At 52.8% G+C, this 15,979-nt stretch carries 14 protein-coding genes; 6 read left to right on the top strand and 8 right to left on the bottom strand.

The window, feature by feature from the left end; all coding sequences use genetic code 11:
* Nucleotides 1–27 precede the first annotated feature (27 nt).
* The 6 genes from SGR01S_RS00600 to SGR01S_RS00575 all read right to left on the bottom strand — a co-directional run bounded on the left by SGR01S_RS00600 (nt 28) and on the right by SGR01S_RS00575 (nt 7,339).
* On the bottom strand, nt 28–1,680 hold the full coding sequence (locus SGR01S_RS00600) for an ABC transporter ATP-binding protein (protein ID WP_167348746.1): 1,653 nt from the start codon (nt 1,678–1,680) through the stop codon (nt 28–30).
* Nucleotides 1,681–1,726: 46 nt separating this feature from the next.
* Nucleotides 1,727–3,424 carry an ABC transporter ATP-binding protein gene (locus SGR01S_RS00595; protein ID WP_061806200.1) on the bottom strand — a complete coding sequence of 566 codons (1,698 nt, stop codon included), beginning with the start codon at nt 3,422–3,424 and terminating at the stop codon, nt 1,727–1,729.
* 101 nt (nt 3,425–3,525) lie between these two features.
* On the bottom strand, nt 3,526–4,419 hold the full coding sequence (locus tag SGR01S_RS00590; RefSeq protein ID WP_073963394.1) for a helix-turn-helix transcriptional regulator: 894 nt from the start codon (nt 4,417–4,419) through the stop codon (nt 3,526–3,528).
* Nucleotides 4,420–4,526: 107 nt separating this feature from the next.
* Nucleotides 4,527–5,450, bottom strand: a complete 924-nt coding sequence (locus SGR01S_RS00585) for a substrate-binding domain-containing protein (protein ID WP_061806199.1) — start codon at nt 5,448–5,450, stop codon at nt 4,527–4,529.
* 93 nt (nt 5,451–5,543) lie between these two features.
* Nucleotides 5,544–6,323 carry a TIM barrel protein gene (locus SGR01S_RS00580; protein ID WP_061806198.1) on the bottom strand — a complete coding sequence of 260 codons (780 nt, stop codon included), beginning with the start codon at nt 6,321–6,323 and terminating at the stop codon, nt 5,544–5,546.
* Nucleotides 6,323–7,339, bottom strand: coding sequence for a Gfo/Idh/MocA family oxidoreductase (locus SGR01S_RS00575; protein ID WP_061806197.1), 1,017 nt, complete (start codon nt 7,337–7,339; stop codon nt 6,323–6,325). Before SGR01S_RS00575 ends, SGR01S_RS00580 begins: the two co-directional genes overlap by 1 nt.
* Nucleotides 7,340–7,533: 194 nt before the next feature.
* Between SGR01S_RS00575 and SGR01S_RS00570 the strand changes: the two genes are divergently transcribed.
* Nucleotides 7,534–9,492: a sigma-54-dependent Fis family transcriptional regulator gene (locus SGR01S_RS00570; RefSeq protein ID WP_061806196.1), complete on the top strand. Its 1,959-nt coding sequence runs from the start codon at nt 7,534–7,536 to the stop codon at nt 9,490–9,492.
* Nucleotides 9,493–9,668: 176 nt separating this feature from the next.
* Here SGR01S_RS00570 and SGR01S_RS00565 read toward each other — a convergent pair whose 3' ends face one another.
* A complete protein-coding gene (locus tag SGR01S_RS00565; RefSeq protein ID WP_061806195.1) occupies nt 9,669–11,141 on the bottom strand; it encodes a serralysin family metalloprotease in 1,473 nt (490 codons plus the stop codon).
* A 311-nt stretch (nt 11,142–11,452) separates the two neighbouring features.
* On the opposite strand from SGR01S_RS00565, the gene SGR01S_RS00560 reads away from it, so the two are divergent.
* The 4 genes from SGR01S_RS00560 (at nt 11,453) to SGR01S_RS00545 (ending at nt 13,734) form a co-directional block, all read left to right on the top strand.
* Nucleotides 11,453–11,947, top strand: coding sequence for a TIGR00645 family protein (locus SGR01S_RS00560; RefSeq protein ID WP_037415911.1), 495 nt, complete (start codon nt 11,453–11,455; stop codon nt 11,945–11,947).
* 256 nt (nt 11,948–12,203) lie between these two features.
* Nucleotides 12,204–12,659, top strand: a complete 456-nt coding sequence (gene fabZ / locus SGR01S_RS00555) for a 3-hydroxyacyl-ACP dehydratase FabZ (protein ID WP_037415089.1) — start codon at nt 12,204–12,206, stop codon at nt 12,657–12,659.
* Nucleotides 12,660–12,694: 35 nt separating this feature from the next.
* Nucleotides 12,695–13,483, top strand: a complete 789-nt coding sequence (locus tag SGR01S_RS00550; RefSeq protein ID WP_061806194.1) for a spermidine synthase — start codon at nt 12,695–12,697, stop codon at nt 13,481–13,483.
* A 56-nt stretch (nt 13,484–13,539) separates the two neighbouring features.
* On the top strand, nt 13,540–13,734 hold the full coding sequence (locus SGR01S_RS00545; RefSeq protein WP_037415083.1) for a ribbon-helix-helix protein: 195 nt from the start codon (nt 13,540–13,542) through the stop codon (nt 13,732–13,734).
* 47 nt (nt 13,735–13,781) lie between these two features.
* Here SGR01S_RS00545 and SGR01S_RS00540 read toward each other — a convergent pair whose 3' ends face one another.
* Nucleotides 13,782–14,996 (bottom strand): MFS transporter, encoded by a 1,215-nt coding sequence (locus SGR01S_RS00540; protein WP_061806193.1) that lies wholly within the window; start codon nt 14,994–14,996, stop codon nt 13,782–13,784.
* Nucleotides 14,997–15,224: 228 nt separating this feature from the next.
* Between SGR01S_RS00540 and SGR01S_RS00535 the strand changes: the two genes are divergently transcribed.
* A complete protein-coding gene (locus SGR01S_RS00535; protein ID WP_037415078.1) occupies nt 15,225–15,857 on the top strand; it encodes a TetR/AcrR family transcriptional regulator in 633 nt (210 codons plus the stop codon).
* Nucleotides 15,858–15,979: the final 122 nt, after the last annotated feature.

Genomic DNA, 15,979 nt, shown 5'->3' with positions numbered 1-15,979 from the left:
AACGTCTGCGGCTATTGTATTTTAACGTTACTCTGCCTCTTGGCTGTTTTCGGCACAAAACTCACGATACCAGCTATCTTCGGCTAACAACTGAGTATGGCTACCCCTGCGACGTAACCGTCCTGCTGCCACAATGACAATATCCTCTGCCAGAGCCGCCAATCGGGGGTTATGCGTGACATAAATACAGCTTGTTCGTCCACGCTGACGTGCCAGCAATGCCATCACGCGGTTAACGCTGAGTGAGTCAAGGCTTGCGGTCGGTTCATCCAGCAAAAGTATTGGTGTCCTGGCACACAAGCTTCGTGCCAGACACAGGCGCAGCCGCTGCCCGCCGGACAATGCAGCGCCCCCCACGCCAACCTCGCTGTCTAGCCCCTGCGGTAAACGGGCGATCTCCTGCTGCAAACCTACCGCCGACAGTGCCTCCTGCATTTCATGTTCTTTTAGCGCAGGGTTAGCTAATTGGAGGTTCCAGCGAACACTTCCCCGGAACAGCGGCGTATCCTGCAACAACACATTGCGACACCCTGCCAATGTTGGGGCGTCAAGCTGACGAATATCCACTCCGCCAATAGTCACCTGTCCGTCTGTCACGTCGGTGTTACGTGCCAGTATACCCAGCAAGGTGCTTTTGCCGGCGCCAGATGGACCGACGATGGCCAGTAATTTGCCGGGTGGAATATCAAGGTCAATGTTGCTAAGCAGTGCTGTACCGTCCGGCAAGCGATAGCCGACCTGTCGCGCAATCACATGGCTGTCCGCCGGTATGTCGCCAGACTGCGCAAATTGAAGCGCGGGTGTTTCCAACACCATGAATACCTGCATTAGCGCCTGCCAGGCATTACGTAGCGACTGGGCGAGCTGCGTCATTGCCGCCAAGGGTTCGATAAATCGGACTAACAGCACCATTTCGGCGATCCACAGTGGGGTTGTCAGCGCACCAATACCGACACGCCAGGCCCCCAGTACTAACACCAGCAAGAATACCGCCTGTACCGCACCCGCAAAGACCAACGTGATGGGTAATGAGCGTCGTTGGAGATGCGCCACTTTCTGGTATTGGGCGGTCAGTGCCTGTACCAACCGCTGTCCTGCCTGTTGATTCAGTCCCGTGGTACGCAGTAACGCTTGCTGTTGTCCAAACTCAGCCAACTGTGTGGCGCTGTCGTGCTCAGCCTGATGCAGCTGATCTTCCAGGGTTAGCGTCCGTCGCCCTCCCCAGCGTAACCACGCACCTAACAATACAGCGGCGATCAACAGGCAACAGGCCAGTGGAAAATCGATAAACGCCAATCCAATAATAACCGTTGCAGGGGTCACTACCGCCGTAATCAGCGGAGCCAACAAATGCGCCGGGATTGCCATGGTCGTCAACACCGGCCCACGTACCAAACTCGGCAAGTGCACCCGGCCAAGCAGGTTAGCGGGAATTCGCGGGATATGCAGGATCAAGGCACCGATCAACATCCGTACTACCGTGCATCCGGCCAAATACCCTTTCAGCGTCGCCCAAAACATCACGCCACCATATACCGCCGTGGTCGCCAGCAAGCCCCACAATGCCAGCCAAATTTGCGCGATATCACCACTAAACCAGGCAACAATCAGTGGCACTAGCATCAGACCAGCGACACCGTCCAGCATGGCGCACGCCGTCATCCACAGCAGTGTTTTCATCAGCGAAGCCCGATCCCGCGGAGCCAAAGATCTCAAGCACGCCATATTAATAGCCATAAATGTCTCCCTGACTGTCCCAAAGCCGGCGATAAAGCCCCCCGGCGGCTAATAATTGCCGGTGGTTGCCACTGGCGACCAACTGCCCACGTTCCAGCACTAAAATACAGTCGGCATCCATGACATCGGCCAATCGGTGACTGACGATCACCGTGGTGCCAGATCGCTGACGTAGGCGACCTAATAAGGCTGCGGCGGTTTGCGGATCAAGCGCCGACGTGGGTTCATCCAGCAGCAAAATTGGCGCTGGTGACAGCAAGGCGCGCGCAATAGACAGGCGTTGCAGTTCACCGCCTGAAAGCTGTAAGTCTTGGCCCGGTATGCTTTGGTAACCAAGCGGCCGTGCCATAATGTCCTCATGCAGACAGGCAGCCTTTGCCGCGGCATGGATGGTGGCCTGATCGGCATCTGGACGATAGAGCGCAATGTTTTGATCCAACGGTCGTGCCAGCGCACATCCCTGTTGCAATACCGGGGTGATTAATTGGAAACGACCAGCAGAAGACAAACTCGCCAAAGGGTGACCGCTGACCCGAATTTGCCCGCAGTCCGGGTCCATAAACCGTGCCAATAGCAACAGCAAGCTGCTTTTCCCTGCCCCCGATGGCCCAACAATCGCGGTGACACTGCCGGCTGGCAGCGAAAAAGTGATGTTCTGTAGAGCTGGTTGATTATCGTAATGGAAACTCAGCGCCTGTACTTCGATATCGGCTGGGGCGTTCAGATCAGGCTGTTGTGTTCCGTTCACCATGTCTGGCGTAGCCAGCAACGCATTCAACCGCTCCGCCGCCAGTCGGGCACTGCGCAATGCATCACCGCCGTGGCCCATCGCCTGCAGCGGCGCGGCAATTGCCTTAACCAACAACAAAAATACGCACAACTGAGCGACCGGCAATGGCGTCGCACCCAAGCCCAACGCGCCAGCGATGACCCAAACGCCAAGCAGTGGCGCTCCCAGCAACAGTTGCATACCTGCGCTCAAACGGCCGATACGCTGTACCCAATGGCTGAATGCCGTAACAAAAAGATCGGTTGCCACCTGTGCCTGAGCTTGTACCCCGGCCTGCGGATATTGCCGCACTGCCACCGGATGACTGGCCAACGTACCGTAGCTTTCCAGCATCTCCTCCATCGTACGGTCGCGTTGTTCGACATCGGCACGAAACCGAGAGGCTCGCATCGCCAGGAACACCCCGATTGCAGCGCAAAGAGGCAATAGCGCAAACAACGCCAGCGACATATTCAGGGAAAACAAATAGCCAAAGGCCACCAACGGGACAATCAGCAAATTCACCAAATCCGTCGGTGCGTGTGCGATCAGCTGATGCAGTGCTCTTACGTCCTGCTCAACGTAACGGGCTACGCCATCCTGGCCCTGATGTACAAACCAGTTCAGCGGCAAACGCTGCAACTTTTCCGCCAGGGCTAAGCGCAGTTGATGGCAAAGCCCGGCATCCACGCTGTGCGTCAGATACAACGCCAATGTTTGACCGAACAACCACACCAAACCGCTGACGGTGATAGGCCACAGCCAGCGAATTTCAGCAACAGGTTGAGTTTCTGCTGCGATATATCCCAGCAAGATCCAAGGTATCAATGAACATATGCCTGCCAACGCCTGCAAAAATATGGCCGCCGCCAAAGACCGATAATACGGCCGTAACAGGCGATGTAATGCCCCTTTCATCGTGATCTCTCCTTAAAATTCCATACCTTACGATAGCGGAAAATCAGGTGAGCTCAGGTGGGGATACTTTTGCCAGCGGGACTTTTTATTTAGCCCGCCGGTTAGCGCGCCATCACCGCTCGAGGGGAAATGCCAAAGCGCTTGCGGAATGCGATGGATAAATGTGCTGGGCTGTAACCCACACGATAGGCGATGGTGGCCACATTGGTCTCTTCGGTACTGAGCATGCTGTGGGCTTGTTGCAGACGATACTCTTGTAACCATCCAAACACGCTGTTGCCAAAGATCTGACGGAAGCCGTTGGTGAGTTTGCGGGTGTTAATCCCCACCAGTGCTGCCAAACGATCCAACCCCGGAGGATGTGGCAGGTTGGCAATCAACAGATCGCGCGCGGCGTGGAGGCGTTCAATATCCGAGCGAGTGAGCCGTAGATCGACTGCCTTTGACGGGACATCGGACAGGTGTTGCAGGCTCATCGCGATGAGTTCCATCGCCTTGCCCGCCAAATACAGATCGCGCGTGGCCCCTTGCAACGGGCAAGTGGCAATCTGTGTGGACAACGCCAATAACAGTTTGGGGGCCGGACCGATAACCATTTTCGGCGGCTGCCCTGCCCGAGACGTTAATGCTGCGGGAAACAATTCGGCATGTTGATCCTGGCCGTCGCTCTCCAATTGCAAAATGGTGTAGCGCAGAGGGGTATCCCGTTTAAAACGGTGTGTCACAGCGAAGTCGCCAAGGTTACTGAATGCACAAAGTGAAGGTTCGGCGATATGCCGTTCAGCCTGCCCTGTAACCCGGCATTGCATCTCGCCACTGTGCACGAGCGCCAACTTGATACCGTTGATCAACGGATCATCCTCCCAGGTAGACTGCTGTTCCAGCAAGGTACCACTATGCAATAGGATGTGCGGTGTAAATTTTAGGCGTTCGGGATGCGGAACTGGCGTGATGATGGGCTGATGTTGTACTGCGAAAGACGGCATGGTTGTCATGGTGTACGCGTGTTCAGATAGCGGGCAACAGGGCTTTCACTATGGCATAACGGTCGGCAAATGAAAGTAATTCTTATTCAATCTGCCGACCACTGCAATAACACCATCTACTTCTGATTATCCGCCACGAACGACGCCACATTATCTTGAGTGATCGTTTTGTAAGGTACCCAGTTATACGGCTCGACCTTGTGTTTTTCCAACAGCGCCTTGGCTACCTGCACGGCACCAATGGCCTGCCCTTTGGCGTCCTGGAAAATGGTTAACGTCATGCCGCCATTTTTAATAAACTGTTGACCGTCCGGCGTGCCGTCGATCCCCGCCACCAGGATGCTTTTATTTTTGGCCTGATTCAGCGCCATGATGGCACCAATGGCCATTTCGTCGTTGTTGGCCGCGATAGCGTCAATCGGGCGACCATTCAGTAACCAGCCGGACACCACGTCCACCGCCTCATTGCGCTGCCATTTGGCAGTCTGTTTTTCCAATACCTTCATGTCTTTGTATTTGGCGATCACCGCTTCTACGGCACGGGTGCGCTCGCGCGCCTCTTCGTTCGATAACGCCCCCATCAGGATTGCCACGTTGCCGCGATAATTCATTTTCTTGGCCAACGCTTCCATTTGCATTTCACCGCCTGCCGCCGAGTCTGAACCCACATAGGCCATATCCTTACCCAACTTCACTTCCGGCTTGCGGTTGACAAAAATCAGCGGAATATTGGCGCGCTCAGCAGCGTCCATCATCGGCTTTACGCCCTGTGTATCAACAGGATTAAGGATGATGGCATCCACCCCAAGGTTGATAAAGTCATCCACCTGTTGCACCTGTAGCGCCACATCCCCTTTCGCGTCGGCAAACTGACTATCCATATTCAGTTGCTTAAGTTCACTCGCCATTTGCGAACGTAAAATAGAGACAAAGTTAAGATCGAAATTAGCCAGCGCTACGCCGACTTTATAGGTTTTCGCCTGGGCGCTGAAAGCCATAACCATGCTCAGCAGTATCAAAAGTAACGTTTTCGTTTTCATGATGACATCCTGTAGGTTGAGGTTTATTTATTATTAAAATCAACGCATCACTGCCTGTACCGGGCAACAGGCCAATACCCGGTTTTATTTGGATCAACGAGTGAAATGGTCACGAAACTGTTGCAATGCTTCAGTGCTGTCGCCGGAGGCCCATCCTTCCAACGCCACCACGCCCTGGTAACCCATCTCCTCCAGAGTGCGCGCTATTGCACGGTAGTTGATCTCACCGGTGCCGGGCTGCTGCCTCCCCGGTACGTCAGCCACCTGGATCTCGCCGATGGCTGGGCCACAGCGGCGAATCAGTTCAATGAGGTTACCCTCGCCAATTTGGGCATGGTAAAGATCGAGGTTCATTTTCAGCCCCGGGCGGTTAACTGCCTCCACCAGAGTCAGGGTGTCGCAGGCTTTGGCGAAAGGCGTACCTGGGTGATCCCGTGGTAAGTTGAGGTTTTCCAACGTAAATACTTTCCCGGCGCGCTCCGCCATCTGCGCTAAGCCGCTCAGGGTATCGGCTGCTTTCAACCACATTGCGCCAGTCACTGTCCCCACCGGTTTTACCGGTAACCCCTGCGGATCTAAACCGGTTCCGTGCAGGTTCAGGTTTTGGCAGTTCAGGCGCTGTGCTATCGCCAGCGACTGTTCCGCGGTTTGTAGCAGTTGGGCAATTTCTTCGTCATCGGTCAGGTTGCCGGTGAGATAGCCGGTCATTGACGTGAAGCGCGCGCCGGTAGCGACCAACGCATCGATGTCTTTGTTGGCCCAATTCCAGATTTCAACACCGAAGCCAAGTGCATCAATACGTGCCACACGTTCAACAAAGGGCAGATCGAGAAACACCATCTCGGCACAAACGGACAATTGATAACGCGCCATCATTGCCCCCTAAGTGTGACGGGTTTGCCCTGTTGTACCGACTCAATACAGGCAAGTGCGATCTCCAACGCATTACGTGCATCCTGACCGGTCGCGCGTGGGCTTTGCCCCTGCTGAATACAGTGCGCGAATTCGGTCAGTTCTGCCACGTAGGCGTCGTGCAGCAAGTCGGTATCCTGCCTCGATGTCTCAATGGCGATACCGCCAGCGTGATAGCGCACACAGTTATTCAGGTTGATATTGCCCGCCTGTAACATCCCTTTGCTGCCGAACACTTCACCACGCACGTCGTAACCGTAGACCGCCTGGAAATTGGCTTCGGCAGTGGCGATAGCTCCGTTATCAAGGCGAATCGTGACCACGGCCGTATCCAGCAATCCCTTGTCCTTGAAGTCCGGGCGCACCAACGCATCCGCCAAGGCATAGACTTCTACCGGCCTGGCGCCCGGATTGAAATGCAACAGTGTGTCAAAGTCATGGATTAAGGTTTCCAGAAAGATGGTCCACGCCGGGATCGGCGCCGGATCGCGCAGCAAGGGGTCTCGCGTCACCGAACGAGAGAGCTGCGTGGTACCATTTTCCCCCGACTTCACGGTGGCGATGGCGGCAGCAAACCCACTGACAAAACGGCGGTTAAACCCCACCTGGAGAACCACTCCCGCCCTTTTTGCTGCGGCAATAGCTCGGTCCGCCTCATCTAGCGTGATGGCCATCGGCTTTTCACAAAATACATGCTTGCCCACCTGAGCCGCAGCGATCACCCACTCCGCATGTGTGCGTGCCGGTGAAGCAATGACTACGGCATCAATTGCAGGATCATCCAGCATTGCCTGCAAATCACTGTAGGCTTTCACGCCCAAGCGTTCTGCCAGCCGCTGCGCTGTACCCGGCAAAGGATCGGCCACCGCTGCCAATACTGCGCCCGGCACGCGTCGTGCCAACGATTCTGCATGGAAGGTGCCCATTCTGCCGGCACCGATCAGACCAACACGCAGGGGTTGGGATGAATGACTCATAGTGATTCCTTATGTGAAGTAGCGCCCTATTGGGCAACGGAGTGCACTGTGGGTATTGCAAAGGGGATGCCAGCTTAAAACGCGGGGAATTTGTGAGGCGTTGCACAGATAGCTATAACAAAGTGACAACTAAATTGACATGTCAATTTCACATGTCAATAAAATGAACATTACATTCCGATTCGGAGATGCCAATGCATACCGCCGCAGGCCTGAGGCCAATCAAAGATGAAAGCGATCCGATTTTCAGTCTGCCGGAAGGACCGGAAGCCAGCGAATGGGACAGCCTGTTTTGGCAAGGCTGGCAGGCATTTAACGATGGCGGGCAACCAGGTTGGATACGCAAGTCCATACTACAATCCTGGCGGCGCTCACGTGAATACGGCATCGATCCCGATGAATTTGTCTATCACGCGCCACCGGCAGACCAACTGCAGGCCATTCTGTCGCACAATGCCGAGCTTATTACCGTGGCGCGCAGCATCATGGAGAACCTGTTGGCTTATAACCCCGATGGTCACATCAATCTGACCGATGCTAATGGTGTCACCCTCCACTACTGCGGTGCAGACATGACACCGGTCGGCAGTATCCTGCGTGAAGAGGTTCAGGGCACCAACTGCACCGCACGCTGCCTGCTGGAACAGCGTTTGGTGTATGTACTCAGCGGTGAGAATTGGAAGATTGGCCTGCGCCAACGCCATAGGCAGTGTGCCGCAGCACCTGTGCGTAACGCCGAGGGAGTCATGATTGGTGTGTTAACACTCACCGCCACACCGGACAATTTCAATGCCCATACTCTGGGGACTGTGCAGGCCGCGGCAGAAGCCGTTGGCCAGCAGCTAAAACTGCACAGACTGTTGGCAGAACAACAATCCATTCTGGAAACGCTGAATGAGGGTGTCATGGTCTGTGATCGCCATGGCAGACTGAAAACCGTCAACCGGTATGCCCGCCAAATTTTCGGTGGCCTGGAACCGGGCAATATCCCCATTGACGCACTGTTGTGCCCACAATCGGGATCGCTGCTGACCATGCCATTTTGTAACGATCGTGAAATGGTGTTTATGCCAGCCGGTAAACCCGCTCTTTCCTGTGTGATTTCATTGATGCCCGCGCCGGATGACGGGCGCGTGCTTTCAGTGCGTGAAAATCAACGTATCCGTGCCATTACCCGCCGCGTAATGGGGGTCAGTGCCAGTTATACCTTCGAGATGATTTACGGTCATGCCAGCCGCATGCGCGAAGCAATCATGCAGGCGCGAACCTGTAGCCGCAGTGACAGCACGGTGCTGCTCACCGGCGAAAGCGGCACCGGCAAGGAGCTGTTTGCCCAAGCGATCCACAACGGTGGTTCGCGCAGTAATGAACCCTTTGTTGCGGTCAACTGCGGTGCCTTACCCCGCGACCTGGTACAGAGTGAACTGTTTGGCTATGTCGATGGGGCATTTACCGGCTCGCGACGTGGGGGTTCTGCGGGCAAGTTCGAGCTGGCAGACGGCGGAACTTTGTTGCTCGATGAAATCGGCGAAATGCCATTAGATGCGCAAACCAGTCTATTACGCGTACTACAAGAGAGTGAAGTGTTGCGCATAGGTGCGGCGCATCCGGTAAAAGTGAATGTGCGCATTATTGCGGCCACCCATTGTGATCTGGTGCAAGCGGTCGAGAAAGGCGCGTTTCGTCGCGATCTTTATTACCGGTTGAACGTACTCTCCATCCCGGTTCCTCCACTCCGTGAACGGCGGGAAGACATTGCCGGGTTGATCAATGGCTTTATTCACAAGCTCAGCACGCGGATGAAAAAGATTCCACCACAGGTTTCACCGCACGCTATGGCTTACCTGAATGCCTGGCACTGGCCCGGCAACGTGCGTGAGCTGGAAAATCTGGTGGAACGCATGGTGAACCTGTGTGAAGGATTACTGATAGATGTTGCCGACCTGCCCGAAGACATCACGCGGATATCGCCAGAACCGGACGCCTCACCTTCAAGCCGGCTCGAAGATAATGAACGTGCTCATATCATTCAGGTGATTGAGTCCAGCGGTGGTAACCTGCGGCAGGCGGCCCGTTTACTCGGGCTATCGAGGACCACGCTGTATAACAAAATTAATAAGTGGCGGATCGATTTAAGCCTGTTACGTACATGAACCGTATTTTGATCGTCTAATATCGCCACAGAATTATTGAAATAATAGAATGAGTAATTCCCAGTGGCTTACGCCATTCTTACAAGGCGGCACGAACCTGGGTAGGAGAGGAATGTTACGAGACTAGACGATTATAAACCACAGGGAAACGGTGGGCATAACCCACCGTGTAAGAGTTAAACAATAAAGTCTGTCGCCGTATTCGCCTGTCCTACAATTTGAACCAAGAAGTCTGGCGCGGCCTGACCATTTATATTCAACGCCAGTTCACTTAAATTACTTTGTGAATTATAAGTCAGCAGTGCTTCCCCTGCCTGGCCGCTGAAATCGTCAACAAAATGAATAAAGCCCGCACCTTTATCGCCGTGATTAAAGAAGGAAAGATCAATCTTGTCGATACCAGTTTCAAAGTCCATGATCTTATCAGGCGATTTGAAAGGTGAATCACTTACCGCTGAGAAAACAAAAATATCGTTACCGCTACCACCGTATAACTGATCCTGCCCACCGCCACCGTAAATAACGTCATTACCGGCGCCACCGTGGATAATATTGGCAGCGTTATTACCGACAATAACATCATTGCCGGAACCACCAATGGCATTTTCAATGATAGCGCCCAGAGCAATGGACACGTTGCCCTTCAACCCGCCAACGTCAGAGAAGGAACCTTCTGTCAGGTTGATGCGTTGGTTCTGTGAATAGCCGGAAAAATCGAGCGTATCATTACCGCCTGCATCCCAGACAGAGAACACCAGTTTCTGGTTGCTGTCCGTCAGCGTGTAGAAATCCCTTCCGGTATTAGAATTGAACCCGTACACCGTATCCCCGGTGCGCGTAGTCGTATTGGCTCCATAGAGGTACTGAATAGCGGCAATATCATCAACCAACGGTGCTGCGGCATAATGACCGCCGTTATCGCCACCGGTGAGTGACTCATTCCAATAACTCATTACACTGAATTGACGCGTGTCTTCGGCGTAATTCGCCATGCTATAGTTGGGTGGGTTATTTTCATCGGCATTATATTTACCAGGATGATCCAGCCCTAACGTATGCCCCAGTTCATGGGTGATACTCAAACGACCGTAGTTACCCAATTCAGGATGCAGATTGGCGTAAACCCCATCTCGGGGATCAGCGTAGTCGTAATTGATATTGAACCAGCTTTGACCATCGGTATTATGCCCACGATAGTCGTTACCCGCACCGCTAAAGGGCTTAATTGCATAAGCCTGGCCAGAACCCTCATAATTACCGAAGGTAATATTGGACTTTTGATCCGGGGCAACCTCAACAAACTTAAGGTTAGCGACATCAGCCCAAGATTGCAGAGAAAGTTTGGCCTGAGCTTTTTGCTCCGCAGTAAAGGCACTAAGTCCGGTATCTTGATTGTTGACGCCAAATCGGAAATTTAAATTACTCTGATTATAATCCCAGTCTGGGAATGAGTAAGTGACGGTAGCGCCTTTGCCAGTAACATGAATACCATTCCAGGTTTGTTCACTACGCGCTATTTGCTTGCCAGCCTCTTCCACACCGAAAGAAGGCTTATTATTGATGGTTAAATCATTACCTCTATTATGATAATTCAGCAAATCATTAACATCATCCCAACCGCTGGTCTTTCCATTTAGGGAACTGTCCATATCCATCTCCAGTAGGTTAATTCATTTCCGTTATATAGAAATAAAATTTCGATATATAGAATTACCGCAACATCATATCGCAGCATTTAAATGCTAGTATGATTTTCAGATACCTCAATATATTTTGATGAAATAATTTATGATGGAGTAATCATCTTTTTAATATCTTATTATTAGGGTGAATAACTCAATGGCGCCGGGACGTATTCATCTCCAGGGATGGCCCCCTCAATCGAGCCACGGCAACTTGCCTTTTTCCAGGCCTCTTGCGTTATACTACGCCCCACTTTTTGTAACGAACTCAGATGACTATGGAACGCTTTCTAGAAAATGCCATGTACGCCTCTCGCTGGCTGCTTGCTCCAGTTTACTTTGGCCTGTCTTTGGCCTTGTTGGCACTGTCGATAAAATTCTTCCAGGAGATCCTTCATGTTCTGCCGAACATTTTCTCCATCGCCGAAGCAGACCTGGTTCTGACTCTGCTTTCATTGATCGACATGGCATTGGTTGGCGGCTTGCTGGTAATGGTGATGTTCTCAGGGTACGAGAATTTTGTTTCGCAACTCGATATCAGCGACGACAAAGAAAAACTGAGCTGGTTGGGCAAGATGGACGCAACCTCTCTGAAGAACAAGGTTGCCGCGTCAATTGTCGCCATTTCCTCTATTCACTTGTTACGCGTGTTTATGGATGCCAAGAATGTGCCGGACAATAAGCTGATGTGGTATGTGATCATCCACCTCACCTTTGTGCTCTCCGCATTCGTCATGGGTTACCTCGATAAACTGACACGCTACAAGCACTGATCCTCTTCAGCCGCCATGTCCCAATGGCGGCTACCTCTCTGCCTTTTGTTAAAATAAAACATTAAAAATCAATTCATTGAATATGTACTTTATCGCCTACTTAAAGTGACGCCGTCACCTAAAGGTGCATCGCTATCACTTTTCGAATTTCACTTAGTGCCATCTAATGATAATAACATTATAATGTTATTACACTTCGACAAGCGCAGAGTCTGGCGCAAGCTGAACTCTTCCGCTGACAGGACCTAGATCAATCATGCCGCTGAATGGTAATCCACTACAGTACCAGGACGTTCAATCCATCCTGCCACACCGATTTCCCTGTCTGCTGGTCGATCGTATTCTGGCTGACGGCACCTCTATTTCGGAGGGTCGTCTAAGCGCCATCAAAAACATTACCGCCAATGAACCCACATTTTGGACTGGTCATCACCAAACAACCGTCTTCCCCGGCATATTAATGGTGGAGGCTTTGGCGCAGAGTACAGGGCTGCTGGCACACTACTTTCTAAAGCCGCTGCTCCCCGGTGAACATTATTACTTTGCGGCCATTCATCATGCCCGCTTCTACCGTTCTGCCCGCCCCGGTGACCAACTTCGTATGGACGTCGCTTTTGTTCGACAACGTTCGGGCCTTGCACGCTTTACTGGCCGCGCCACGGTCAATGGCCGTCGTATCTGTACTGCCGAATTTATGTGTGCCCGTAAGTAAGGTTGTTTTTTCTGATGGAGGCTCAACGAAACGTTATGTCTTTGGTTGATAAATTGCTTAATACCCTGGATTTCACTCCTCGCGGTCAGGTGATCGCCCGGGAACAAGACCACTGTGGTGAAATTATTGTGTCCGACCATAAAGGCTACCGGACCCTGCGTTTTGACGGCATCTGCGAGCAGAGCAAAATGTGTATCAGCGCACCACAGGTGCCGGTTCACAATTACATTAAAACCATGCTGATGGCTGTGGCCTGGCAACCGCCTTCTGCTGCGCTAATTCTGGGGCTGGGAGGTGGCGGTTTGGTACGTGCACTGCACGCCTATGACGCCAATATGCTGCTGGAAGTGGTAGAGCTGCGTCAGGCAGTCGTGTCTGTTGCTCGTCAGTATTTCACGCTACCTGCGGACCAAACGGTGATTTTGCACGTCGCGGATGCCGCCGATTTTTTGCAGGCTGCCGCAACGCGGTATTATGATTTGATTTTTTCTGACCTCTACAGCGCCTTTACGATGGATCCTCAACAGGGTACCCAGCACTTTCTCGAACAATGTGCCGCGCGGCTTTCACCACAGGGTTGGCTGGTGCTGAATTACCATGAAGTCCCCGATGAGGACTCATTGCTGTACCACAGTTTACACCGCGTATTTAACACTGTTTTGTACTGTGTCGCGCCAAGTGGCAATGTGATTATCTATGCATCACCTGCCGATGTCGAAACACCGCTAAGCTTACTGCGCCGCCTTTCTGCCGAGATTGGACCGAGCTTCAATTGCGATCTTGGTTATCTGTCACGCAAGATTGAGCGGTTGCATTTTAGCTGAGGCAACTCGGCGCGCTTGTTATTACCCTTTGATTATCATTCTCTGGAGTCACCCTCATGGAAAAGAAAACGGCGCGTTTGACCGTACTCATTGATCCGGATAAGAAAAAAGCGTTGGAAGAGTTGTGTCTGCAACAAGACGTCACCCCTTCTCAGGTGATCCGTCAGCTCATACGCGACTATCTGCATAAGCACCAGGTTGAGTATCCTAGCCAACCGACCCACTCTAACCCACGAGTGGATAACGTCTGAGATCAGATGGCGCGCCCGGTTAGCGCCATCTGAAATGCCTGCCGCAATTAGCTTTGGCGTGCCTCAGCAGAGAAACCATGGCGTTTGGCCGCCAGCACCAGCGCCAAACCGCCCAATATTAAGATCAACGATGCCCAAGGGAATGACTCGGCCCCGAAGCGATCAAGCAAGATACCGCCAAAGAAACCGCCGACGGCAATAGCGCTGTTCCAAATAACGACGTTCATTGCCAGCGCAGCGTCCGCACCTTCACCGGCGGTATCTGCCAACGCGGTCTGCAATAATGTTGCGGCACCACCGAAACTCAAGCCCCACAGCAGCATTCCACCATACACCACGACCGCAGAGTGAATGCCAATCCCCAACAACAGCGTCGTCACCGCGAATAATGCCAAGCTAGCCAGCACCGTTTTCCTCAAATGGCCGTCGACCACCCGGCCGGTGAGCCAGATCCCGACCAACGCCGACAGGCCAAAAATAAGCAGTACCACATCAACCTGATTAACCAGGCCTGCGGGTGTCACCAACGGAGCAACATAGGTGTAGAGAATATTATGCGCAAACATCCACAGCATAACGACACCCAGCACTGACCTGACGCCAGGTGTGATCAATACCTTATACAGCGGCATCCGCTGTGGCCCAACTTGGCCAGGGTAATCAGGCACTTTTACCTGCACCCAAACCATGAGCACCAGCGTCATAACTGACATCACACCAAAGGCTGTGCGCCAACCCACAACCGCCCCCAACCAGGTTCCCAAGGGCACCCCCAGTGATAAGGCAATGGGGGTGCCGACCATCGCTACCGCCATGGCTTTTCCTTGCAGATGCGGCACTACCATCCTGCGTGCATAACCCGCGAGCAGGCACCACGCCAACCCCGCAGCAGCACCCGCAAAAAAACGCGCGATCAGCGTAACTACATAGTGGGATGACAAGGCAGTGATCGTGTTGAAGACAAAGAAACCCGCAATAGTCAGCAGTAAAACACGACGCCGACGCCAACGTTGAGTGGCAAGCGTCAGCGGGATCGCGGCTAACACGGAACCCAATGCATAGGCAGTAATCATCTGCCCGGCCAACGAAGGCGATACCTGTAAACCGGAAGCGATCAGCGGCAGCAAGCCTGCGGGTAAGGTTTCGGTAGCAATGCAAATAAAACCCGTCATGGCCAGTGCCAGTAGCGCCGCCATGGGCAAACGCTGTGCTTGCCCGGATATCTCCCTCTCTTCACTACACCTCATTGGAATCTGGCTCATCAATAACCTCATTATGTATCAATCGGTATATATATTGGCAACAGTTATCTGCGCCAGTGTGTCGCCAGAGCTATCAGGATTCTGACGGTAGAACTGACGTTCAAGACAGAGATCCGTCACGTAAATTGATTTATGTATCGAGTGGTATAATAATGCTAAGCGGGTATGATAAGGGTGTCAATCACATTTATACTGATCAGTATATAACTAGCACACAGGGAGTCAGTTATGGCACAAATGGGTCGCCCTCGCCGATTCGATCGGGACCAGGCCGTCCAACAAGCGCTGCATCTGTTTTGGCAGCACGGTTATGAATCCACTTCTCTGGCACAACTTAAGGCGCACATTGGCGGCGGCATTACCGCACCCAGTTTCTATGCCGCTTTTGGGTCTAAAGAAGCCCTGTTCAAAGAGACGGTGTCTTGCTATCTCAATAGCTATGGACGGGTCAACGATGCATTGTGGGATGATTCACTGCCGCCAAAACAAGCCATTGAAACGTCATTGCGACGCTCGGTTAAAATGCAATGCGAAGAGCATCATCCCAAAGGCTGTATGGTGGCTTTGGCCGTAATGTCCGGGGGGGCAGATGAACATGCGGCCGTGCTGAAACCGTTGACAGACTCTCGCCAACGTACATTGAACGGTTTTATTCACTGTATTCAAAGAGGCATCGCGACCGGCGAACTGGTGAAACAGACGGATCCTGCCGTCATTGCTACCCTGTTTGACAGTTTCCTGTTGGGCGTCTCGACGCTGGCGCGTGACGGTATCCACTACCGAGTGCTGGATGATGCCGTCACGGCATTGATGAAGCTGTGGGATGCACATGCAGAAGTCATATCGCCCCCCCACCTGTGACGGCATTCACAACTTCATCACAAAGCCAGATTGGCGCAAAAAGTAGGAACTGTTTCGACAAAGGGTGGCAAGCTGCCAAATGCCCCCTCGGTATACTCATGACGAAGCCAATCTGAATGAGC

Source organism: Serratia grimesii NBRC 13537 (genome assembly GCF_001590905.1).
Taxonomy (GTDB): Bacteria; Pseudomonadota; Gammaproteobacteria; order Enterobacterales; family Enterobacteriaceae; genus Serratia; species Serratia grimesii.
This window is presented reverse-complemented; position numbering and strand designations above follow the sequence as displayed.